Here is a 23154-nt window from a genome sequence, read left to right as displayed (position 1 = left end):
GGGCGGCTCGCAGGAGCCGCCCTTTCTCGTCACTGTGGAAGATCGCTCGCATGCAGCGGCATTCCCGCTTTTCGCAATATGGCCTGCAGGCCCTCCATCGAAATATTGCGTACCGTCGTGTTCGAACTGACGGCGATGCTGGCCGCAAAACCGGCGGCCTGACCCGTTGCCATGCACGCTGGCATGTTGCGGGAACGGCCGTGTGCGACATGGTCCGCCGAGATGCAGCGGCCCGCCACCAGCAATTGCTCGACCCCCATCGGCACCATGCAGCGGTAGGGAATTTCGTAAGGCTTCAGGCCCTGGAAATCGACGTCCTCGCCTTTCGGCGCATGAACGTCGAACGCCGACACGTCGACCGCAATGGTGTCATCGAACGGCGTACCCTTCAGTACGTCGTCGGCGGTGAGAGTATATTCGCCCTGGATGTGGCGGGTTTCGCGTACGCCGAGAACCGGAGATATCTGCGAGATTCGCGCCTTTTCGAAACCCGGCACGCATTCGATCAGGAAGCGTGCGTATTCCTCGATCTGACGGTAGCAATCGATGATGGCCGCGCTGAATTCGACCGGCGAGAACACGTCGACATCGAGCACACGCGTGGCGTTGACATACATGAGGCCGTTCGCGGTTTTCAGTGTGATGTTCTCGCGCGGCAGATCGATGCCGGTTCTATCCTTGTAAGCTTTCACGGTCTTGTTGAAGCCGGTGAGCCACAATCCGTAATCGAGCTTGTCGTCAGCATTAGGAATGGCCTGTGCGGGAACGTCATCGGTGGTGCGAGCCCAGCGAGCGAGCGCGACAAGGTCGACGTCCGCCATGGTGAAATACATGCCGACCGGTTGCATCTTCAGATCGCGGCCGTCTTCGCCCGAACCCATCGTGAAAGGCGCGCCCGCGGCTGCCGCCACGTCGCCGTCGGCGGAGCAATCGACCACGACCTTTGCGCCGATGAAGGAGCGGCCGGCCTTGTTCTCGACCACGACGCCGACGATGGTGTTACCTTCTAAAATGGGGCGAGACACGAGTGTTTCGAACAGGATTTGTACGCCTGCTTCGGCGCAGAGCCGTGTCAACAACATCTTCATGATTTCGGGATCGCACGGCGAGGCGATGTTGACGCCGCCGGTCTTGGTCTTGGCGATGTAGTCGTCGCCGGCTGCGCCGCTCGAGCGGGCGAGATTCCATATCTCCAGCGGCAAGCCGCCGAGCAGGGATCCAGAAGGCTTGGTATTCAACCCCAAGGTGAGGTTGCCGCCGAGAGAGCCGAAGCGCTCGATCAGGACGACGCTCTTTCCTTGACGGGCGGCCGCAATGGCCGCGAGCGGACCAGTCGTGCCGCCGCCAACGACGACGATATCCGCGTTCATCAGAACTGGAATTTGCCGTGCCGGTTCTTCGATCTGCCGCATCTCATACCCTCTCTGTTTCATTCCCTGGCACATCGCCGCACCTAGGTGCTGCCGCTTGACTCGTGCTGTGTTTGTGTAGACTGTGTGTATACACAAAGTATGCATAAAGTGGGACGCGATGCAAAAGTCAAATGGTTTGGCCACAAAAGCCTACCGAAAGATGCGCGAGGCGATCCTGAGCGGCAAACATTTGCCGGGGGAGGCGCTTTACGAAGTGCATCTGGCCGAGCGGCTCGGTATGAGCCGCACGCCGGTGCGCGAGGCGCTTCAAGTGCTTGCGCGCGAGGGCTTTATCGATTCGATGCCGGGCCGCGGCTTCCTCATCCCGCGCTGGTCGCTGCAGGATGTGCGCGAGCTTTATGAGCTGCGCGAAAGTCTGGAAGGCTTCGCGACAGCCTGCGCCGCGAAGAACGCGACACAGGAAGAACTCGACGAGCTTGAGGGCATTCACGCCGCCTATACCGAGACCTCGGATTGGGAAGAACTGGTCCAGCTCGGCGATCAATTTCACATCCGTATCGTCGAAGTAGGCCGCAACAAGCGGCTCACCAAGCTTCTGGATTCGCTCAAGGCCCAGATCAGCATGACGCGCGTCAGCCAGTTGCGCGACCTCAAGGGCCGCCGCGAGGAATCGACGGGCGAGCATCGCGCCATTCTCGATGCGATCGTCGCTCGCGATTTCGAGCTGGCCGAGCGCAACGCGCGCCTTCACATCCGATCTTCATATGAAAGCACGCTTCTGGCGTTTCGGTTGGGAGCATAGCGTTTCAACAAGCAAGAGGGCACAGGCCCCGCTGTTAAGGGAGAGTAAAATGCAAGGAGCAGTTGCGGTGCAGTCGGGATCCAATGAAGTGATGGAGCCCGCACGCACCACACCGATCGTGCGCGAAGTCGATGTGCTGATTTGCGGCGGCGGCGTATCCGGTATAGGCGCGGCGCTTGGCGCGGCGCGCACCGGCGTCAAGACGATGGTTATCGAGCGTAATGCCTTCCTTGGCGGTGCGGCGACCGCAGTCATCATGAATACTTGGAACGTGCCGTTTGCGAAGATGACGGGCGTTGCCAAGGAAATCGCCCGCACGCTCACCGACCGCGGCGCCGGCGTCACTGCTGGACCGACCTTTCCGTTTGATCCCGAGGCGTTCAAGGAAGTTGCGATAGACCTGCTTCGCGAAGCGTCCGTCGAAATTCTCACCTACACTTGGGTCGTCGAGCCGATCATGGATGGTAACCGCATTCGCGGCGTCATCGTGCAGAACAAGTCAGGCCGTCAGGCCATCCTCGCCAAGACCGTGGTTGATTGCACGGGAGACGCCGATATCGCAGCGGCATCCGGCGCTGAATTCGTCAAGGGCCGTGAAAAGGACGAGAAGATGCGGCCGATGAGCGTGCTGTTCCGTCTCGGTGGCGTCGACGTGAAGCGCGCAGTCGAATTCTGTCGCAAGAATCCGAAGAATTTCACTGCCGATCCGAACTTCCACATCCTCGACCTCGACAAGGGGCTGGTGCGGATGTCCGGTTTCTTCGATGTCGTCGATCGCGCGCGCGCCAACGGCGAACTGCCGGATGAAATTCACTACATTCGCTTTGAGGGCATCAGCGTCGATCGCGGTATCGTGACCGTCAACAATTCACGTGTCTACAACGTCGACGGGACGAGCGCGTGGGACCTGACGCGCGCCGACATGGAAGCGCGTTCGCAGAACCGCAAGCTCTTCGCGGTTATCAGGAAGAGCATTCCGGGCTTCGAGAACTCCTACGTACTGGATTCGTCGCCGACCGTCGGCGTTCGCGAAACGTGCCGGGTGCGCGGGCCTCATCTCCTCAAGCAGGAGGACATGATGGCGCTGTCGACCTATCCCGATAGCGTCGCGCGGATCTGGCGGCACATGACGGAGGGGCGCGATTGGCACAAGGCCGATGGTGGAGAAGGCTCCGCGACCGATGCCGTCTATCGTACCGGCACCACGCATCTCACATGGTTCGAGATTCCATTCGGTGCGTTGGTACCGAACAATGTCGAGGGCATGACTATCGGGGGACGTGCGCTATCAGCCACGCACGACGCCGATATGTGGTCGCGCGCGCAATACTGCTGCCTCGTCACCGGCCAGGTGGCGGGCGCTGCTGCGGCGCTCGCCGCGAAGAACGACGTTTCGCCATCAAAGCTGGACACCAGGCTGCTTCAGCAGACCCTCGCTGAGGCCGGCATCGACGTGGGAGAAACGCCATCCGCAGCGTAGTGCGGACATCAGTTCAATAAGTACGCGTCACAACAAGAAGAAACCGGGCGTAAATAGTGAGGAAGCGGACAATGAAGAACTATCTGAAATTGGGTCTGACCTGCGCCACGATCATCGCTGGCGGCTTAGCGCTATCGCAGACGGCAACTGCCGAGCCGGTGAAGAATCTTGAAACCACGCATGTGCGCATCGGCGTGGGCAGCAAGAATGGCTTCTTCTTCCTGCCGACGATGGTGGCCGAAGGCCTCGGCTATTACAAGCAGGAAGGTCTTGATGTCGAGGTCGTCGATCTCGGCTCGGGCGGCAAGGCGCTCGAGGCGCTGGTCGGTGGCAGTGTTGATGTCATCAGCGGTGCTTACGATCACGTCGTGCAGCTTCGCGCCAAGAAGGTGGCGTTGCAGGCTTTCGTACTGCAGGGTCGTTTGCCTGATTACGCCGTCGGTGTGACCAAGGCGAAAGCCGCGTCCTACAAGAGCGCGCAAGACCTGAAGGGCCTGCGTGTTGGTATCTCGTCCCCTGGCTCGGGCAGCGACATGTTTCTCAAGCTGTGGCTTGCCAAGGAAGGCGTGAAAGCGAACGATGTGCCGACCGTGAGCGTCGGGTTGGGAGCGACGGCGGTCGCCGCGGTTCGTTCCGGCCAGCTTGACGCGATCGCCAACAACGATCCGGTGCTGGGCATTCTGGAGCAGTCCGGCGATATCGTCATCATCGCCGACGCGCGGCACGAAAAAGGATCGACCGAGGTTTACGGCGGCCCGTATCCCTGCGCAGCGCTGGTGAGCTATCAGGATTACGTCAAGAAAAATCCGAATACCACGCAGGCGTTGACCAATGCGATGGTGCGGACGCTGAAGTGGATGAGCAAGGCGACGCCGGAACAGATCATCGCGGTGATGCCCAAGCAATTCTCCCAGCCCGATCCGGAAGTCACCAAGAAGATCCTGGCGAACCTGAGGGAGACCTATTCGGTCGACGGCGTATTCCCCGACAACAGCGCGCAGATGGCTTTCTCGGCCCTTGGTCCGTATGTGAAGAACATCGAGGCAGCCAAAGGCGAGCTGGATCAGACATTTACGAACAAGTTCGTCAAGGCAGCTTCTGCCAAGACAAACTGATTGATTCCGTTAGAATCCGGGCGGGATGACAATGGGTGTCGTACACATGAAAACGATGACCAGCGCCAAGGCGGTGACTGCCGCCTCGGCAGTCACGTTCAGGAACGTGACGTGCTGTTTCGCAGGCAACGCAGGCAAGCGTTCTGCCGAACCCTACACAGCCGTGAAGGATGTTTCCCTCAATATCCTCGATGGTGAGTTCGTCTCCGTTGTAGGTCCGACGGGTTGCGGCAAATCGACTCTGCTCAACGTTGCGGCCGGTCTGCTGCGGCCGACGGGCGGTGCGATCGAGATTTTCGGATCTCCGCTGCAGGGTATCAATAAAGACGCCGGCTACATGTTTCAGGCCGAATCCCTGATGGCATGGCGTTCGGCGCTGCAGAACGTCATGGTCGGTCTGGAATATCGTGGCGTTCCGAAAAAAGAGGCGCACGAGCGCGCCATGAACTGGCTGAAGACGGTGGGTCTTGCAGGTTTCGAGGATCGCTACCCGCATCAGCTGTCCGGTGGCATGCGCAAGCGCGTCTCGCTCGCCCAGATGCTGGTTCTCGATCCCAAGATCGTGCTGCTCGACGAACCGTTCTCCGCGCTCGATGCGCAAACGCGCGTGCTGATGGAAAACGAGTTGCTCACGCTATGGGCGGCCAACCGGAAGTCGGTGCTTTTCATCACCCACGATCTGGAAGAAGCGATCTCAATGTCGGACCGCGTCGTGGTTCTGTCGGCGGGGCCCGGCACGCATCCGATTGCGGAATTCGCCATTGATCTGCCGCGTCCGCGCGACGTATCCGAGATCCGTCACACCAAGCAGTTCGTCGATCTTCATCGCGAGATCTGGGACGTGATGAAAGAAGAGGTTCTCAAGGGCTATGCTCAAAGCAAACGCTGATAACGAGTCCGCGCCGTCGGTGCCGTTGGCATCGCGCTCGCCCGGAATGCTCAGGGTCCTTCAGGCTCTGTTATTCGTAGGCCTGTTGTGCCTGTGGTATGCGCTGACTGAAACTGGCATCATGCCGAAATTCTTCTTTGGCGAGCCGATTGCGGTGTTCCGCACCATGATCGATTGGGTCGTCTCGGGCGACATCTTCTATCATCTCGGCATCACGCTCGTCGAAACCATGCTCGGCTTCGTCATCGGCGCGGTCCTCGCTCTGATCTGCGGCTTGTGGTTTGCGCTGAGTCCGACGGCGTCGGCGCTGTCCGATCCCTACATCAAGGCGTTGAACGCGATGCCGCGCGTCATCCTTGCCCCGATCTTCGCGCTGTGGTTCGGCCTCGGCATCTGGTCGAAGGTCGCGCTCGGTGTGACGCTGGTATTCTTCGTCGTGTTCTTCAACGTCTATCAGGGCATCAAGGAAGTGAGCCCGGTGGTGCTGGCCAATGCGCGGATGCTGGGTGCGACGCGCAAGCAACTTCTGAGGACGGTCTATTTGCCCTCGGCGACGAGCTGGGTGTTTTCCAGTCTGCACACTTCGGTCGGCATGGCGTTCGTCGGTGCGGTGGTTGGCGAGTATCTCGGCTCGTCGGCTGGCGTCGGCTACCTGATCCTGCAGGCTGAGGGTGTGTTCGACGTCAACACCGTGTTTGCGGGAATCGCGATCCTGACCATCTCGGCGCTGGTTCTGGATGCGGTGGTGACGGTGATCGAGAACCGTTTGCTGAAGTGGCGGCCCAACTAGAGCAGGTTCGTTGCCCGGTCGGCTGCGTTGACCGGAAAGCCAATCGGGCTCAAGCCGCGGGAGATCCAGTTCCTTCCGCGGCGGTGAATATAGTGTTCCGCTAAACATTAAGGGTGGATTTGCCATCCGGCTTTTCGCAATATCCGGCTACCGTGCTGACAGCATGCAGGGAGGCTCGATGTTTCCGCATCGCCGGATGGCTGCCACAACGATCGCGTTTCTGCTGATCGCGTGTGTTTCTTTCGTCTCTCCTGTCTCGCTGAGGTCGGCGAGGGCTCAGGCGCCGGGCGCATGTGCCGAGGGCACGAGCCTCGCGGTGCTGGCGGCGCCCGCCACCCCGTGGAAGGGCATGCCGCTGCGCGTGATGTTCGCAGCCGAAAAGCAGTCCAGGGGCGAGCTTACGCTGATCGCGCCGGACGGAAGCGTCGCGGCTAAATCCGGGCAGCAACAGGGCGGCCCGCCTTATTTCTGGATCGCGGAGGTTGCGGCGCCGGTTGCTGGAACGTGGCACGCGCGGCTTGTCCGAGATCATGCCGTGCCCGGGTGCGAGACGGTGACACGCGAGATCACGGTGCGTGCCGAGCGGCCGCCGCGGCCGAGCGCCACGGCAGGCAGCATCTGGCCGATCCACGACACGTGGAATCGCGGAACGGAAAACCTGTATTCGGCCTGGATCGAAAAGCTGTTCGATGCGCCGCTGGATTCGCCGCCGTCATGGAAGGCTCTGCATGAGGTGCTGCGCGACCGTTCGCGCAACATGCTGTTCAATTATCTCGACCTCGGCGAGGACGAGATGGGGATGATCTTCCATCCCGATTGCGCAGACATGCCGTATTTTCTGCGCGCCTATTTCGCCTTCAAGCTGGGATTGCCGTTCGGCTATTCGCGCTGCTCGCGCGGCACCGCGACCAAGGCGCCGACCTGTCCGCAATGGTTCAATATCCAGACCCTCGAAGCGGCCAAGCAGCCGCAGTCCGGCCAGCAGGCTACGGCCGGTGAGTCGGCAGCAGATGTGCCTGCTGCAGAACCGCCGAAACGGCTGGGCCTTGCATCATCGTTCGGGAAATACATCACGGTGATCGGCGATGCCGTGCATTCGGGTTCGAGCCGCACGGCGGCGACCGACGACAACACCGATTATTATCCGGTGCCGCTGACGCAGGATGCGTTGCGTCCGGGCACGATCTACGCCGATCCGTTCGGACATATCCTGATGCTGACCAAGCGCATCGCTCAGACCAGGGACGCAGCGGGCGTCCTTCTTGCCGCCGATGCCCAGCCGGACGGCACCGTTGCGATCAAGCGGTTCTGGCGAGGTAATTTCCTGTTCGCGCAGGATCGCACCGCGGGCCCCGGCTTCAAGCGATTCCGGCCGATCGTGCGCGAGCGTAACGGCATGCTGCGGCGGCTGAAGAACAGCGAGATCGCGAGCAATCCTCAATACGGCAATTATTCGTCCGAGCCGTCGAAGCTGTCGGTCGATGCGTTCTACGACCGCATGGACGATGTGATGTCGCCCGCGCCGCTCGATCCCATGCGGGCGATGAAGGAAGCGATCACGGCACTCGACGAACAGGCGCAGGCGCGTGTGACATCCGTGGAGAACGGCCGCAAGTATCTCGACAGCGGTCGCGGTGTCGGGGCGATGCCGGACGGTGCATCGATTTTCGAGACATCCGGTGCATGGGAGGATTTCGCTACGCCGTCGCGCGATCTGCGGATGCTGATCGCCATCGACGTGGTGCGCGGTTTTCCGGATCAGGTCGCGCGGCGACCTGAGCGGTATGCGATGCCGGCAGGAAAGAGCGTTGCCGAGGTGAAGGCCGAATTGCAAGGCGCGCTGGCGTCCGAACTCGCATCGCGCAAATTTACCTACACGCGCAGCGATGGCTCGCCGTGGACGTTGACGGTGAAGCAAGTCGTCGATCGCGCTCCCGAACTGGAGATGGCCTACAATCTGAACGATTGTGTCGAATTGCGGTGGGGTGCGGCACCGAACAGCGACGAGGCCTCGACCTGCAAGCGGCATGCACCGGAAGCGCAGCGCGTCAAAATGACCAAATACCGCCCGTGGTTTCATGAACGACGAAGGCCGGCGCGCGGCGCGAAGGGGGTATAAGCCGCAATGTCAGCGAACAGCCCACGCTGAAACATACTGGTTATCGTTTTAATGGTCGGATTCAGCTTCCGTTAGGCCTGCTTGCGGATGTTGCACTGCATTAAGTGTTCTCTTAATCGCAAACCGTCATGTCTGTAGCAGGAGCTTCTCTGGACGTGGAACGGTTGTGCTCGATTACAATTCCCTTCTTGTTGCACTGAGCTTTTGCAGCGCCGGGCTGGCCTTTACGTTTTTCGTGAGTTGGCTGGTGTCGCGGGCCGATCGCGAATTGATGACATGGGGGATCGGCGTTTCCTGCCTGGCCGTCAGCCTGTTTTTCTACCGGAATTTCGTCCTGGAATTTTCGCCGAACATCGGCGTGATTGCATTCTCGGCGTTGCTGGTCGGATTGGCGTTGTTCATGGGATCCGCCTATCAATTCCAGACGGGCAAACTGCCCGTGCGCATGGTAGCCGTCGCCGCGGGCGTATCGATCGCGCTTATGTCGGCTCCGATGCTTCATGGGTATGACGGCATCTCGTATATCGTGCTGAACGTGTGTGCAGCCGCGATGATGCTGGTCACGGCATGGGAGTACTGGCGCTGGCGGGCAGAAGCGCCGCTGCTGATCCTCCTGCTGTCCGTGCTTTATGCTCTGACGGGCCTGTCCTTCGTGCTGTGCGCGGTGGTTCTGCTGAACCATGGCGAATGGGTGATGCATCGCGCGCCATCCGGCTGGGCGGAGAACATCAATCTCGTGATGTCGATCACCAGTATCGGCGGGCTGGGGGCGTTGTCGCTGGCGCTCAATCAGGTCCGCATCGCCCGGTATCATCAACGCGAGGCCGAAACGGATGCGCTGACCGGATTGTTCAACCGCCGCGCGTTGTTTGAGCGCTCCTTGCGCCTGCGCGGATCTGTGGCTGTTGTGGTCTTCGATATCGACCATTTCAAACAGGTCAACGACCGTCATGGCCATCAGGTCGGCGACACCGTGTTGCAGACCTTCGCGAGCCTGCTTGCCGCAAATGTTCGGGATGGAGATCTGGCCGCGCGTCTCGGCGGCGAGGAATTTGTGATCATATTGCCCGATACGACGACCGATGATGCGGCTCAGATTGCCGAGCGTATCCGCCAGAACTTCGCAGCTCAGCAGTTCATCTCATCGTCCGGAAATTTCGCAGTCACGGTGAGTGCGGGCATCGCCGGCGGTGACAACGATGCGGACATCATCGCTTTGTTGCGGCAGGCCGACACGGCTCTCTACGATGCGAAACGCTCGGGCCGCAACCGCGTGCTGCTATATTCGGAAGACATCAGCCTCGCGCCCTCCGGCGAAAACTGGACGGCGCCTGGTGCGAAACCTGAAAGCGTCATCAGGTTGCGTCAGTGATGCTAACCGGGATGAGCCCGTGCCAGATGGATGGCCGCGGCGAGTGCACCCGCGATCAGTAGTCCTGTAAAAGCCGCGACGGCAAGCCAGCCCTCGACAGCCCAGAACCATCCACCGACCCATCCAGCAATGCTTGAGCCCGTATAGTACGCAAGAAGATACAGCGATGCAGCGTGCCCCTTGGTGTTGGCCGCCATCCGGCCGACCCAGCCGCTCGCGACGGAGTGGGACACGAAAAATCCGATGGTGACGAGCGCGATGCCGGCAATCACCCAGAACAGGGGATGCAGGAGAGTGGCTGCGATCCCGGAGAGCATGATGGCGAGGCCGGTGATGAGGACAGGGCCGCGCCCCACGCGATCGACCATTGCACCCGCGGTCGATGATGCGACGATGCCGAACAGATACACTGCGAAAATCGCGCCGAGTTGTGTCTGGTTCAACTCATAGGGAGCGCCGACCAGCCGGAACGAGGCGTAGTTGTAAATCGTGACAAAGGCCCCCATGGAGAGGCCACCGATCATAAATACATACGGCAGGCCGGAGTGCCGCAGATGGCCGGCCCAGGCCTGCAGATGATAACCAGCGTCGAATTTCAACTGACGCTCGAAATTGCGCGACGGTGGCAGTAGCATGATGAAGGCGAAGGTCATCAGAAGATCGATGACGCCGATGATGCCGACCGCCCAGCGCCACGATGCATATTCTGCGATGATGCCGCTGAGCACGCGCCCCGCCATGCCGCCGAACGCGGTGCCGCCGACATAAAGTCCCATCGTCAGCCCGAGGCCCTTGGGATGGATCTCCTCGGCGAGGTAGGCCATCGCCACCGCAGGGACGCCTCCAAGAACGATTCCTTCCAGCGCACGAAGCACCAGCAGGCTGTGCCAGTCCGGCACGAAAGCCTGAGCGATGTTCAGCAGCGACGCGAGGCACATTGAGGCGAACATCAGGCCGCGTCGGCCGAACATCTCGGAACCCGCGCCCGCGCATAGAATGGCGATGGCGAGCGCAGCGGTCGTGACCGACAGTGCCAGCGAGCTGGTGGCGGCGCTGACATGGAAGTCGGTTGCGAATTCCGGCAGCAGCGGTTGCACGTCATAGACGAGCGTGAAGGTCACGAAGCCCGCTAGGAACAGCGCTATCGAGGTCCGGCGATAGGTACTTGTGCCGCGCTCGGTCCATGTCATCTCAGGTGTCATGGCCGGGGCGGTATCATCGGTTGAGCTGGGAGTGGATTTGTCCATCAGGGATTAGCTCAAGCATATCGTGCGGCTTTCAACAACGCGGACGAAGGTTTCCTATGCAGGTACGGAAGGTGCCAACGGTTCATCTGCATAGCTGCGTGAAGACTTACGCGAACAAAGGCTTCTGGTTCACGAAAGTCTTATGGGGAGGGCGGGCAAGCGTGTTGAAAGGCGCGGGAAATATGGTCTTATCCCCCGCCGCTGATTTGGGTGCGGTGCTGTTGACTGGTCGAGCATGCTATCCGCACTTGTCGTCGTCTTTCCTGTCTTTGCGCTGATCTTCACGGGGTGGCTGGTGCGCCGCCTCGGCGTGCTGGGTCCGCAATCGACCTCGGAGCTGAACCGCTTCGTGGTTTACCTCGCGCTGCCCGCACTGCTGTTCGATGTCATCGCGCATGCGGGCTGGAGCGATATCTGGAAGCCCGGTTTCATCGGCGTATTCGGGTTGAGCAGTCTGATCGTCTTCGCGCTGGCGGTGCTGCTGCGTTATCGCAAGCGCCATTTGGCCGATGCGGCCATCGATGGTCTCAACGCAGGCTATGCCAATACGGGCTTCATGGGATTTCCGCTGGCGCTGCTCGTGCTTGGGCAAGAGGCGATGGCGCCGACCACCATCGCCTGCATCATCACCGTCTGCGTGGTGTTTGCCGTCGCGATTGTTTTGATCGAGATCGGGCTGCAGCCGGAAGGCAAACCGCATCTGGTGGCGTTGAAGGTCGGCGGTTCGCTGGTTCGGAATCCGCTGCTGGTGGCGCCGGTGCTCGGGGCGCTCATTCCAGTCACAGGCGTGAACATTCCGGTCCCGGTCGATCATTTCGTCAAGCTGCTGGGTGGAACGGCCGCGCCTTGCGCGCTGGTGACGCTCGGCCTGTTTCTTGCGGAAAAGCGCGAGGGAGCGGGTGCCGATGCGCGCGCGGCGATGCTGTTCGTCTTTCTCAAGCTGCTGGTTCACCCGGTGATTGCTTGGGTGCTTGCGACGCAGGTATTCAAGCTGTCGCCATTTCTCACGCATGCGGCGGTGCTGCTGGCGGCATTGCCGACCGGGACCGGTCCCTTCATGCTCGCGGAGCTTTACCGGCGGGAAGCCGGCATCACCTCCACGACGATTCTAGTCTCGACGATCCTGTCGATCGTCACGGTGTCGGTCTATATTGCGATCGCGGTTTAAGCCGAGAAGAAGCGTTCGAGTTCGGCGAAGGTTTCGCCGGGCAGTTCTTCCTGCAAGGTGTGACCGCAATCGAGCGCCTGACCCTCGACATGGAGCGCCTTGTCGCGCCACGTCGCAAGCACATCATAAAGTGCGCCGACGGTTCCGCGTCCGCCCCAGAGCGCGAGCAGCGGCGCAGTAATGCGTTTGTCCGCATCGGCCGCGTCGTGTTGCAGGTCGATGGTCGCGGCGGCGCGATAATCCTCGCAGATGGCATGGCGCGACGCCGGATCGCTGTAGCACCGCAGATATTCGTCAAAGGCCTCCGGCTCCGTCGCTCCCGGCAGCTTGGTTTGTCCCTCGAGATGGGTTCGCAGAAAATATTCCGGATCGGCTGCGATCAACCGCTCCGGCAACGGCTCGGGCTGGATCAGGAAGAACCACCAGAAATATCGTCTGGCGAATTCCATGTTGGTCAGCGCGTACATCGTGGCGGTCGGAGCGATGTCCATCACGGCGATGCGAGTCACCGCGTCGGGATGGTCGAGTGCCATCCGGTGGGCAACACGTCCGCCGCGGTCGTGGCCCGCGACGGAGAACTGCGAATGTCCCAGCGCCCGCATCAGGTCGATCTGGTCCTGAGCCATCACGCGTTTCGAATATGCGAGATGGCTTGCGCTGCTCTCGGGTTTGCTGCTGTCGCCATAGCCGCGAAGATCGGCGGCGACGACGCTGAAGCGGTGTGCGAGCCATGGCGCGATCTTCCGCCAGGTGATGTGCGTGTGCGGATGACCATGGAGCAGCAACAAGGGAGGACCGCTTCCGGCGATAGAGGCGTGAATCGTTAATCCCTCGCCGAGGTCGGCGTCGATGTCGCGAAAGCCATCGAGAAAGCGGGACGGGCCGAGTTCCTTGATCGTGGCGTTCATGGCTGGGGCATTCCGTCAAAGTCGTGTCGTCAGGGGTATCCGCAAATCCCGTGCGGTTCCTGCGAGTTTAGGTTCTACAATTCATATTGAGGCTATGCCGCTCCAAATCGCATAATTTGAAAAAGTGATCGAGCGGCGCGGTATCGGCCGGTCATCGCTGATTTCTCAAACATATCAGTGCTTTTAAGACTGATAGGGAGCGGGGCGGGCAGCGGGATGATCGACAAGCTCGAATTTTTGATTGCGCTTGCGGGCGAACGGCACTTTGGCCGGGCCGCGGAAATCAGCAATGTCAGCCAGCCGACCCTGTCGGCGGCGATCAAGCAGCTCGAGGATTCCTTCGGCACACTGCTCGTCAACCGCGGCTCGCGTTTCCAGGGGTTCACGCCGGAGGGCGAGCGGGTGCTGGCGTGGGCGCGCCGGATTGTCGGCGACGCGCGCGCGATGCGCGAGGATATCGAGACCGTCAAACATGGCCTGAGCGGCCATGTGCGGCTGGCGGCGATTCCGACGGCGCTGGCGATGACGGCGGCGCTGACCACGCCGTTCCGAGCGCGCCACCCCGGCGTCAAATTCACCATCCTGTCGCGCACGTCGATCGACATCCTACGGATGCTGGAAAATCTGGAGATCGACGCCGGGCTGACCTATCTCGACAACGAGCCGCTCGGAAAGCTCGACCGCGAGCCTCTCTATCTGGAGCAGTATCGGCTGCTGACTTCGCCGGACAGCGAGTTGGGTGACCGCGAGACGGTGACCTGGGCGGAGGTCGGCAAGATTCCGCTGTGTCTGCTGACGCCGGACATGCAGAACCGCCGGATCATCGACCAGATGCTGTTCAAGGCGGGCGTGACGGTGTCCACCACCCTCGAATCCAACTCGATGATCGTCCTCTACGCCCATGTCCGCTCAGGGCGCTGGGCGACCATCATGCCTGCGCTTCTGGCGGAGACGCTGGGTCTGACAGACCGGGTGAGGGCGATCCCGATTGTCGAGCCCGAGAACACTCATTCGATCGGTCTTGTGACGGTCCACAGAGACCCCATGAGCCCTCTCACCGGGGCTTTGCTCGATATGGCCCGACACCTCGCGAACAAGCTGCCGACCCCGAGCATCTGAAAACGATGGCCTGACAGACGGTATGGATCGACCGCCGGTCTGCAAAAATTCAGGGCCGGTGGAACGATCCTCCGGCCCTTTATAATGTCTGGATGTCCCGTGATCTGAAACGCGAGGCGGCAAACCATCGAGATCAGAGAAATTCTCGTGTCACGGTCCGGCATAGGTGTGCTGAAAAAGTCGGGGACCTCGCGCGTTTTGTTGAAAATACAGGCGGATTGGGCACGGGCAGGCCCGGCCTAGACTTTCTTCGTCGTTTCCAAATCGCGGCAGGTGTGGCTAGTGTCCCCGCACCATGAGCAGCCGGGGTTCCAACCAGCATCCGCAGCCGCCAGCCGACGCGTCCGCCTCGGGCGAGACCCGTCTGCTTGAAGTGGTATTTCCCGAGCATTCCAACCATTACGGCACGTTGTTCGCAGGCAATGCGCTGAGCCTGATGGCGAAGGCCGCCTATATCGCGGGTGCCCGGCGCGCCGGTCGCAACGTGGTGATGGCAACGGCCGAGAAAGTCGACTTTCTCCAGCCGGTCAAGGTTGGCGAACTGATCGAGATCGTGGCCCACGTCGTGCGCGCGGGCACCAGCTCGATGACGGTTGCCGTCGAAATCAATCGCGAAAATCTCGCCAGCAAGGAGCATCGCACGGCGATGCGCGGGCAGTTCGAGATGGTCGCGGTCAATGAGCAGGGACGTCCAGTCAGGATCGAGCCCGACGAATCATAATAACACAGCCAAGGATAGCGACACGTGAAGCAGCACTCCGTCCGTACTTACAAGTCCGCCGAACATCTCCAGCGCGCCGACCAGTTGGCTTGGAAGATCGCTGAAGTCGCTGCCGATCCGGTCGCGGTCGAGCCCGCCGTCGTCGAGATGATTGGCAACCGCATCATCGACAATGCCTCCGTTGCGGCTGCCTCGCTGGCGCGGCGTCCGGTGGTGAGTGCGCGCGAGCAGGCGCAGGCGCATCCGTTCGCGCCGGGCGCCACGATCTTCGGTCTTGCGACCGACAAGCGCGTGTCGCCGGAATGGGCGGCATGGGCGAACGGCGTCGCGGTGCGCGAACTCGATTTCCACGACACCTTCCTTGCGGCCGACTATTCGCATCCCGGCGACAACATTCCGCCGATCCTCGCGGTCGCGCAGCATGTCGGCCTGTCGGGCGCCGATCTCATCCGTGGCCTTGCCACCGGCTATGAAATTCAGGTCGACCTCGTGAAGGGCATCTGCCTGCACGAGCACAAGATCGACCACATCGCCCATCTCGGCCCGTCGGCTGCGGCCGGTATCGGCACGCTGTTGAAGCTGCCGACCGAGACGATCTATCAGGCTGTGCAGCAGGCGCTGCATGTCACCACCACCACGCGGCAATCGCGCAAGGGCGAGATTTCGAGCTGGAAGGCCTATGCGCCGGCGTTCGCGGGCAAGATGGCGATCGAGGCCGTGGACCGCGTGATGCGCGGCGAGGGCGCGCCGTCGCCTGCGTGGGAAGGCGAGGACGGCTTCATCGCGTGGCTGCTGTCGGGCCCGAAGGCGGAATATATCGTGCCGTTGCCGGAAAAGGGCGAGGCCAAGCGCGCCATTCTCGACACCTACACCAAGGAGCACTCGGCCGAATATCAGAGCCAGGCGCTGATCGATCTCGCCCGCCGCATGGGCCCAAAGATCGGCGACCTGTCGAAGGTCAAGAGCATCGTCATCCACACCAGCCATCACACGCATTATGTGATCGGTACCGGCGCGAACGATCCGCAGAAGATGGACCCGCATGCGAGCCGCGAGACGCTCGATCACTCCATCATGTACATCTTCGCCGTCGCGCTCGAGGACGGCGGCTGGCATCACGAGCGCTCCTACGCGCCCGAGCGCGCGCAGCGCAAGGACACCGTGGCGCTGTGGCACAAGATCACGACCGTCGAGGACAAGGAGTGGACCCGGCGCTATCACAGCCAGGATCCGAAGGAGAAGGCGTTCGGCGGCAAGGTCGTCGTCACGCTGAACGACGGCAAGGTGATCGAGGACGAGCTGGCTATTGCGGATGCCAACCCGCTTGGCGCGCGCCCGTTCACGCGGCCTGACTATGTGAAGAAGTTCCGCACGCTGTCCGAAGGCATCATTTCCGCCAAGGAACAGGATCGCTTCATCGCCGCCGTCGAACAGTTGCCGTCGCTGACGGATCTTGCGCAACTGTCGTTCACGGTCGATGCCGCGCGGCTCGGCACGCCGTCGCATCACGGCATTTTCGACTGGCGCGCGAAGTAACGCGCCAGCATTCGCCCGCAAGGGCAGTCTCAAAATAACGGCGCTTCGGGCCGCATGATGGCCTGAAGCGGACGACGCAAGACAGGGAAGGAACTGCGATGGAAACGAACTCCGCACCGAAGCCGAAGAAATCCGTAGCACTGTCCGGCGTACAGGCCGGCAACACCGCGTTGTGCACCGTCGGCCGCACCGGCAACGACCTGCATTATCGCGGCTACGACATTCTGGATGTGGCTGAGACCTGCGAGTTCGAGGAAATCGCCTATCTTCTGGTTCACGGCGCGCTGCCGACGGTGGCCGAGCTTGCCTCCTACAAGGCCAAGCTGAAGGCGATGCGTGGTCTGCCTGCGACGGTGAAGGCCACGCTGGAGCAAATTCCGGCTGCGGCGCATCCGATGGACGTGATGCGCACGGGTGTCTCCATGCTCGGTTGCGTGCTGCCGGAGGCGCATGACCACAATCAGGCTGGCGCGAAGGATATCGCCGACCGCCTGATGGCCTCGCTGGGTTCGATGCTGCTGTACTGGTACCACTTCTCGCACAACGGCAAGCGGATCGACGTCGAGACCGACGACGATTCCATCGGCGCGCACTTCCTGCATCTCCTGCACGGCAAGAAGCCATCGGCGTCGCATGAGCGCGCGATGCACACCTCGCTCATTCTCTATGCCGAACATGAGTTCAACGCCTCGACCTTCACCACGCGCGTCATCGCGGGCACGGGGTCGGACATGTATTCCGCGATCACCGGCGGCATCGGCGCGCTGCGCGGTCCCAAGCACGGCGGCGCCAATGAAGTCGCATTCGAAATCCAGCAGCGCTATGCGGACGCCGACGAGGCGGAAGCCGATATCCGCCGCCGCGTCGAGGCCAAGGAAGTGGTGATTGGTTTCGGCCACCCGGTCTATACGGTTGCCGATCCGCGCAACAAAGTCATCAAGGAGGTCGCCCGCACGCTCAGCGCCGAACGCGGCGACATGCGGATGTTCGAGATCGCCGATCGCATCGAGGCGGTGATGGACGAGACCAAGAAGATGTTCGCCAATCTCGACTGGTTCAGCGCAGCATCTTATTACGCGATGGGCGTGCCGACGGCGATGTTCACGCCGCTGTTCGTGATCGCACGCACCTCCGGCTGGTCGGCGCACGTCATCGAGCAGCGCATCGACAACAAGATCATTCGTCCGTCGGCGAATTACGTCGGCCCGGAGAATCTGAAGTTCGTGCCGATCGGCCAGCGCGGCAAGAAAGCCGCCAAGACCAAGGCGGCATAAGGAGACAGCATGACCTATCTCGTTGGTGCCGAACTGTCCGATCGTCCCGCAGGTGAGCGATTCCGTACATTGGTGAATCGCCCGCAGATCCTGGGGATTCCGGGCTCTCATAACGGCCAGGCCGCGTTGCAGGCGAAGGACGCGGGCTTCGAGGCTCTTTATCTCTCCGGGGCCGCAATGACGGCATCGATGGGGCTGCCGGACCTCGGCATGATCACCGTCGATGAAGTGGCGTTCTTCGTGAAGCAGGTGGCGCGGGCCTCCGGTCTGCCGGTGCTGGTCGATGGCGACACCGGTTACGGCGAAGCGCTCAACGTCATGCATATGGTGCGGACGTTCGAGGATGCCGGAGCAGGAGCGGTCCATATCGAGGACCAGTTGCTGCCCAAGAAGTGTGGCCATCTCAACGATAAGAAGCTCGCGGATGCGCGCGACATGGCGGCGAAAGTCGCCTCGGCCGCCAAGGCGCGCCGCCATCTCTACTTGATCGCGCGCACCGATGCGGCGGCGAGCGAGGGGATGGACGGCGCGGTGGCCCGCGCCAAGCTCTATATGGAAGCCGGTGCGGATGCGATCTTCCCGGAGGCACTGAACTCGCGCGAGATGTTCACGGAATTCGCGAAGCGGATGCCGGGCGTGCCGTTGCTCGCCAACATGACCGAATTCGGACGGACGCCGTTCTTCACCGCCGCCGAGTTCGAGGCGATGGGCTACAAGATGGTGATCTGGCCGGTGTCCTCGTTGCGCGTCGCCAACAAGGCGCAAGAGCGTCTGTATGCGATCTTGAAGCGTGACGGCATGACCAAGGCAATGGTGCCCGACATGCAGACCCGCGCTGAGCTTTACGCCACCATTCGCCTGCACGATTACGAAGCACTCGATGCATCCATTGTCGCAAGTGTGGTGCCGAAAACGGTCGAATAGAGAATGGACTAGGGACGCCCAATGTTTGTGGATGAGCGAATCTATACCCTGCATGCAGGCCAGGTATCGACCTTCCTGAAACTCTACGAAGAGGAGGGAATGGCCTGCCAGGTCCGAATACTGGGGAAGATGGTCGGCTACTATTACACGGACTTTGGTCCGCTGAACCAGATTGTACACATGTGGGGCTATGAGAGCCTGGACGACCGTTTTGAACGGCGCAAGCAACTGCAGGCGTCATCGGAGTGGCAGTCGTATGCCAAAAAAATGCGCCCGCTGGTCGTAAAGGTGGAAAACAAGCTGCTTGTTCCTGCGCCGTTTTTCAAAGTGCCAGGTTAATATCCGTCGGCTTGCTTTGAAGTCTCGAAATACCCGGCGAGTCACGGATCGCGCGCGGATGCAACAGGGTTGAAGCCGTCGCGGATAACACAGGATATGATTTTCTAAAATATATCGGTCCGCCCGTGCGTTTACATCGTGTGGGCGGCTGACTATCGTCCCGGTCGCGGGGACGACAATGGACGATCGTACATTCTGGCTTGGATTGTTGGGTGGCGTGGTTGGCGGCTTGCTGATCGTTGCGGCCGGTTATTTTGCCCTCAAGGCCTATCTTCCGCCTCCCGACGACGATCCGCTTTACAAGATGAAGCAGTCCTTCCTGCCGGGCAGTACGGACGTATCGCGCACGGCGGCAGAGGCGGAAATCCGTTTCCTGTATCGCGAACGTGTCAGGGCGCCTGCCTCACTCACAAGCTAAGTCGCCGGCATCGTTAGCCTGTCAGTTCGTCAGGATTTTCGATGCGCAGAGCAGGACGATCAATGTCAGGAACAACAGATCCATGTAGGATTTGAGTTCACCTTCGTGGCGCAGACGGCCGACTTCGCGCGCGGACTGCCTGCGCGTCGATCCTTCCGGACTGCCCGCCTTGGCATCGTTTTCGAGACGCTCGATCTTCTGGAAAAACATGAACTGCCGGATCGTCGAGACGATCCGCATGGCGGAATAGACCAGAATCAGAAAGGCGATGATCGAGCGTTCGCTGTACTTACTCAGAAAATTCAGGGTGAGATAAGCCAGCGCCAGAAACGCAAAGTTCGAGGCGAAGCGGTAGATATAACCCAGGACGACCAAGATTGAATCCTTAGGAAACGCGCCTCACCCGCATCCCGTCGGGGACGCTGCGCAACGGGAAGTATAGGCCTTTCTTCGAGTGGCCTGTTTCAGGCGAACCCGATCTTGCAGCAGTCTAGCCGCTTTAAAAGAATGGGAGGTTAATTGGTACCATCAACATGATGCTTTTCCTTTGAACAAGGGTCCAGCCAGAGTTCTGGCTCCCTGGAGGTCAGGATACCGGTAAGAGGATGTCAGGCGTTTGAAGACCTTTGGGAAAGAGGTCGCGCATGGCCCGTCTGCCGATTCAGGAGTGGCTTGTTGCGGGAACTGCCTTAATTTATGCGCCTGCATCCTTTTCGTGCTACGGCACGCTCCATCTCCTTCCCGCACAAGGATTTTACCGATGACCTCCTATTCCGACACCCAGCTTTTCATCGACGGTCGCTGGCGCGACGGCAGCAAGCCGCGCCTGCCCGTGTTGAACCCGGCTACGGAGGAGACGATCGGCACGCTGGCCCATGCCGGACAGGCGGATCTCGATGAGGCGCTGGCTGCCGCGCAACGCGGGTTTGAAGTCTGGCGCAAGGTCGGTGCGCTCGAGCGGTCGAAGCTGATCCGTCGCGCCGCCGAACTGCTGCGCGAACGCGCCGAGACCATCGCCACCCTGATGACCCTTGAGCAGGGCAAGCCGCTGGCCGAATCCCGCATCGAGACGGCAGGCGCTGCCGACACCATCGAATGGTTCGCCGAAGAGGCGCGCCGCACCTACGGTCGCATTGTCCCCGCGCGGGCATCCAACGTGACCCAGATGGTGGTGAAGGAGCCGGTCGGCCCGGCGGCCGCGTTCACGCCCTGGAATTTCCCGCTCAATCAGGCCGTCCGCAAAGTGTCGGCGGCGCTGGCGGCGGGCTGTTCGGTGATCCTCAAGGGACCGGAAGAAACGCCGGCAAGCTGCGCTGCGCTGATCGGCGTGTTCGCCGACGCCGGAATTCCGGCCGGCGTGGTCGGCATCGTGTTCGGCATCCCGGCGGAAATCTCCTCTTATTTGATCCCGCATCCGGTGATCAAGAAAATCTCGTTCACGGGCTCGACCGTCGTCGGCAAGCAGCTGGCCGCTATGGCCGGCAACCACATGAAGCGCGTGACCATGGAATTGGGCGGGCACGCGCCCGCGCTGGTGTTCAACGATGCGGACGTCGCGCAGGCGGTGAAGATTTTGTCGGCCAACAAATTCCGCAATGCTGGTCAGGTCTGCGTCGCGCCGACACGCTTCCTCGTGCAGGAGAAGGTCTACGATCAATTCCTCGATGGCTTTGTGCAGGCGGCTGAAGGCCTCAAGGTCGGCAACGGGATGGAGAAGGGCGTGCAGATGGGGCCGCTCGCCAATAACCGGCGGATCGAGGCCATGGAAGCGATGGTCGCGGATGCCACCTCGCACGGTGCCAACGTTGCGACCGGTGGCGAACGGATCGGCAATCGCGGCTACTTCTTCAAGCCGACGGTGCTGACCGACGTGCCGCTCTCGGCACGGATGATGACCGAGGAGCCGTTTGGTCCCGTCGCCATGGTCAACCGCTTCTCCGATTACGATGAGGTGGTCGCCGAAGCCAATCGCCTGCCATATGGGCTCGCGGCTTATGCCTATACGACCTCGGCGAAGACGATGGCGGGCCTTGGCCGCGACATCGAAAGCGGCATGGTCAGCATCAACCATCATGGCATCGCTTTGCCGGAGTTGCCGTTCGGCGGGATCAAGGATTCCGGTTATGGCTCCGAAGGCGGGATCGAGGCTGTCGAAGCCTACCTGAACACCAAGCTGGTGACGCAGGCGATCTGATTTCTGCAAAGTCTGACGGAGTTCTTGTACGACAAATGTCGTAACGAAGAATCCGATTTGTGGAACGGCTTACGCAAAATAGTTGTGGAATCGTCCCACAACACGTGTCTCAATTCCTCCCGAGGGAACATGTCCCTTGGGAGGAATACAATGATCGACCGACGCTCTGTGCTCCAGGGCGGCGTCGCATTGCTGGCAAGCTCGAGCTTGCTGGGTTCGTCGACGCTGACCAGTTTCGCGGAAGAAATCGTCAATCTTCCGATCGGCAATGGCCAACGGCCATTGGTCAAATACCCTCAAAAACGGCCGATGATCGGCCTCACCGAACGCCCGCCGCAACTCGAGATGCCGTTCTCGGTGTTCAACGAGGGCGTTATCACCCCGAACGATGCGTTCTTCGTCCGCTATCACCTCGCGGGCATTCCACTCGAGATCGACCCGGCGACCTACACGGTCGAAATCAAGGGCAAGGTCAACAAGCCGCTCAAACTGTCTCTCGCTGATATCAAGAAGATGCCCGCCAAGGAGATCGTGGCGGTCAACCAGTGTTCGGGCAACAGCCGTGGCTTCTTCGATCCGCGTGTCGCAGGCGGTCAGCTCGCCAACGGCGCGCTCGGCAACGCGAAGTGGAAAGGCGTGCCGCTGAAAGCCGTGCTGGAGAAGGCCGGCGTTCAGGCCGGTGCGAAGCAGGTCGTGTTCGATGCGCTCGATGGGCCGGTGATGGACACGACGCCGGACTTCGCCAAGGCGCTCGATCTCGATGTTGCCACCAATGGCGACGTGATGCTCGCGTACCAGATGAACGGCACGGACCTGCCGATGCTCAACGGCTTCCCGTTGCGCGTCGTGGTGCCCGGTTATTTCGGCACCTATTGGGTCAAGCATGTCAACCAGATCACCGTCATCGATACGGTGTACGATAATTTCTGGATGAAGACGGCGTATCGCATTCCGGATAACGAGTGCGCCTGCGTCGAGCCCGGCACCGCGCCGAAAGCGACCGTGCCGATCAATCGCTTCACCGTCCGCTCCTTCATCACGAATGTGACGAATGGTCAGAAGCTCAAGTCCGGAAAAATGACGCTGAAGGGCTTCGCCTTCGATGGTGGCACCGGCATCAAGCAGGTCGACGTGTCGACCGATGGCGGCAAGACCTGGAAGGCCGCGAAGCTCGGCAAGGATCTCGGCAAGTATTCTTTCCGGGAATGGACCTTGCCGGTGAAGCTCGGGTCCGGATCGTATGATCTGAAAGTGCGCGCCACCAGCAATGGCGGCAAGGTGCAGCCCGAGACGGCATCGTGGAATCCGGCGGGCTACATGCGCAACGTCATCGAAACCACGTCTGTGACAGTGGCTTGAGGGAGGG

At 61.0% G+C, this 23154-nt stretch carries 21 protein-coding genes; 17 read left to right on the top strand and 4 right to left on the bottom strand.

Going from position 1 to position 23154, the window contains the following annotated elements; translation table 11 throughout:
• Positions 1-29: 29 nt before the first annotated feature.
• A complete protein-coding gene (locus tag HMPREF9697_RS08220; protein WP_002716726.1) occupies positions 30-1412 on the bottom strand; it encodes an FAD-dependent oxidoreductase in 1383 nt (460 codons plus the stop codon).
• Between the two features lie 118 nt (positions 1413-1530).
• Between HMPREF9697_RS08220 and HMPREF9697_RS08215 the strand changes: the two genes are divergently transcribed.
• From HMPREF9697_RS08215 to HMPREF9697_RS08185, 7 genes are all read left to right on the top strand, one after another.
• Positions 1531-2175 carry a GntR family transcriptional regulator gene (locus tag HMPREF9697_RS08215; protein WP_002716725.1) on the top strand — a complete coding sequence of 215 codons (645 nt, stop codon included), beginning with the start codon at positions 1531-1533 and terminating at the stop codon, positions 2173-2175.
• A gap of 49 nt (positions 2176-2224) precedes the next feature.
• The gene (locus HMPREF9697_RS08210) at positions 2225-3655 is read left to right on the top strand and encodes an FAD-dependent oxidoreductase (protein ID WP_040307860.1); all 1431 of its coding nucleotides are present in this window, start codon (positions 2225-2227) and stop codon (positions 3653-3655) included.
• 71 nt (positions 3656-3726) lie between these two features.
• Complete coding sequence (locus tag HMPREF9697_RS08205; protein WP_002716723.1) at positions 3727-4770, top strand: ABC transporter substrate-binding protein; 1044 nt, start codon at positions 3727-3729, stop codon at positions 4768-4770.
• A 31-nt stretch (positions 4771-4801) separates the two neighbouring features.
• A complete protein-coding gene (locus HMPREF9697_RS08200; RefSeq protein WP_002716722.1) occupies positions 4802-5659 on the top strand; it encodes an ABC transporter ATP-binding protein in 858 nt (285 codons plus the stop codon).
• Positions 5640-6449 (top strand): ABC transporter permease, encoded by an 810-nt coding sequence (locus tag HMPREF9697_RS08195; protein WP_002716721.1) that lies wholly within the window; start codon positions 5640-5642, stop codon positions 6447-6449. The genes HMPREF9697_RS08200 and HMPREF9697_RS08195 overlap by 20 nt, the downstream gene beginning before the upstream one ends.
• A gap of 178 nt (positions 6450-6627) precedes the next feature.
• Positions 6628-8568, top strand: coding sequence for a hypothetical protein (locus tag HMPREF9697_RS08190; RefSeq protein ID WP_002716720.1), 1941 nt, complete (start codon positions 6628-6630; stop codon positions 8566-8568).
• Between the two features lie 247 nt (positions 8569-8815).
• Positions 8816-9940 carry a GGDEF domain-containing protein gene (locus tag HMPREF9697_RS08185; RefSeq protein ID WP_244597905.1) on the top strand — a complete coding sequence of 375 codons (1125 nt, stop codon included), beginning with the start codon at positions 8816-8818 and terminating at the stop codon, positions 9938-9940.
• 2 nt (positions 9941-9942) lie between these two features.
• Here HMPREF9697_RS08185 and HMPREF9697_RS08180 read toward each other — a convergent pair whose 3' ends face one another.
• Positions 9943-11130 carry an MFS transporter gene (locus tag HMPREF9697_RS08180; RefSeq protein WP_244597903.1) on the bottom strand — a complete coding sequence of 396 codons (1188 nt, stop codon included), beginning with the start codon at positions 11128-11130 and terminating at the stop codon, positions 9943-9945.
• Positions 11131-11422: 292 nt separating this feature from the next.
• Here HMPREF9697_RS08180 and HMPREF9697_RS08175 point away from each other — a divergent pair, with 292 nt between their 5' ends.
• Complete coding sequence (locus HMPREF9697_RS08175; protein WP_002716716.1) at positions 11423-12355, top strand: AEC family transporter; 933 nt, start codon at positions 11423-11425, stop codon at positions 12353-12355.
• On the opposite strand, the gene HMPREF9697_RS08170 is transcribed toward HMPREF9697_RS08175, so the two are convergent.
• Positions 12352-13263: an alpha/beta fold hydrolase gene (locus HMPREF9697_RS08170; protein ID WP_002716715.1), complete on the bottom strand. Its 912-nt coding sequence runs from the start codon at positions 13261-13263 to the stop codon at positions 12352-12354. The genes HMPREF9697_RS08175 and HMPREF9697_RS08170 overlap by 4 nt on opposite strands.
• Before the next feature lie 216 nt (positions 13264-13479).
• Here HMPREF9697_RS08170 and HMPREF9697_RS08165 point away from each other — a divergent pair, with 216 nt between their 5' ends.
• The 7 genes from HMPREF9697_RS08165 (at position 13480) to HMPREF9697_RS08135 (ending at position 19594) form a co-directional block, all read left to right on the top strand.
• Positions 13480-14382, top strand: coding sequence for a LysR family transcriptional regulator (locus tag HMPREF9697_RS08165; RefSeq protein ID WP_002716714.1), 903 nt, complete (start codon positions 13480-13482; stop codon positions 14380-14382).
• Between the two features lie 295 nt (positions 14383-14677).
• On the top strand, positions 14678-15103 hold the full coding sequence (locus HMPREF9697_RS08160) for an acyl-CoA thioesterase (RefSeq protein WP_002716713.1): 426 nt from the start codon (positions 14678-14680) through the stop codon (positions 15101-15103).
• A gap of 24 nt (positions 15104-15127) precedes the next feature.
• Positions 15128-16639 carry an MmgE/PrpD family protein gene (locus tag HMPREF9697_RS08155; RefSeq protein ID WP_002716712.1) on the top strand — a complete coding sequence of 504 codons (1512 nt, stop codon included), beginning with the start codon at positions 15128-15130 and terminating at the stop codon, positions 16637-16639.
• A 98-nt stretch (positions 16640-16737) separates the two neighbouring features.
• Positions 16738-17913 (top strand): bifunctional 2-methylcitrate synthase/citrate synthase, encoded by a 1176-nt coding sequence (gene prpC, locus HMPREF9697_RS08150; RefSeq protein WP_002716711.1) that lies wholly within the window; start codon positions 16738-16740, stop codon positions 17911-17913.
• A gap of 9 nt (positions 17914-17922) precedes the next feature.
• The gene (gene prpB / locus HMPREF9697_RS08145; protein ID WP_002716710.1) at positions 17923-18837 is read left to right on the top strand and encodes a methylisocitrate lyase; all 915 of its coding nucleotides are present in this window, start codon (positions 17923-17925) and stop codon (positions 18835-18837) included.
• Between the two features lie 21 nt (positions 18838-18858).
• The gene (locus HMPREF9697_RS08140) at positions 18859-19176 is read left to right on the top strand and encodes an NIPSNAP family protein (protein ID WP_002716709.1); all 318 of its coding nucleotides are present in this window, start codon (positions 18859-18861) and stop codon (positions 19174-19176) included.
• Positions 19177-19354: 178 nt separating this feature from the next.
• A complete protein-coding gene (locus HMPREF9697_RS08135; protein WP_002716708.1) occupies positions 19355-19594 on the top strand; it encodes a hypothetical protein in 240 nt (79 codons plus the stop codon).
• Between the two features lie 21 nt (positions 19595-19615).
• Here the strand turns inward: HMPREF9697_RS08135 and HMPREF9697_RS08130 are convergent, their stop codons facing one another.
• On the bottom strand, positions 19616-19969 hold the full coding sequence (locus HMPREF9697_RS08130; RefSeq protein WP_002716707.1) for a hypothetical protein: 354 nt from the start codon (positions 19967-19969) through the stop codon (positions 19616-19618).
• 385 nt (positions 19970-20354) lie between these two features.
• Between HMPREF9697_RS08130 and HMPREF9697_RS08125 the strand changes: the two genes are divergently transcribed.
• Together HMPREF9697_RS08125 and sorA are read left to right on the top strand one after the other, a co-directional pair.
• Positions 20355-21788, top strand: coding sequence for an NAD-dependent succinate-semialdehyde dehydrogenase (locus HMPREF9697_RS08125; protein ID WP_002716706.1), 1434 nt, complete (start codon positions 20355-20357; stop codon positions 21786-21788).
• Between the two features lie 150 nt (positions 21789-21938).
• Positions 21939-23147, top strand: coding sequence for a SorA family sulfite dehydrogenase catalytic subunit (gene sorA / locus HMPREF9697_RS08120; RefSeq protein ID WP_002716705.1), 1209 nt, complete (start codon positions 21939-21941; stop codon positions 23145-23147).
• Positions 23148-23154 lie beyond the last annotated feature (7 nt).

This window comes from Afipia felis ATCC 53690 (genome assembly GCF_000314735.2).
Taxonomy (GTDB): Bacteria; Pseudomonadota; Alphaproteobacteria; order Rhizobiales; family Xanthobacteraceae; genus Afipia; species Afipia felis.
Note: the sequence above shows the minus strand (reverse complement) of the source record. Positions and strands in the feature narration are given on the sequence as shown.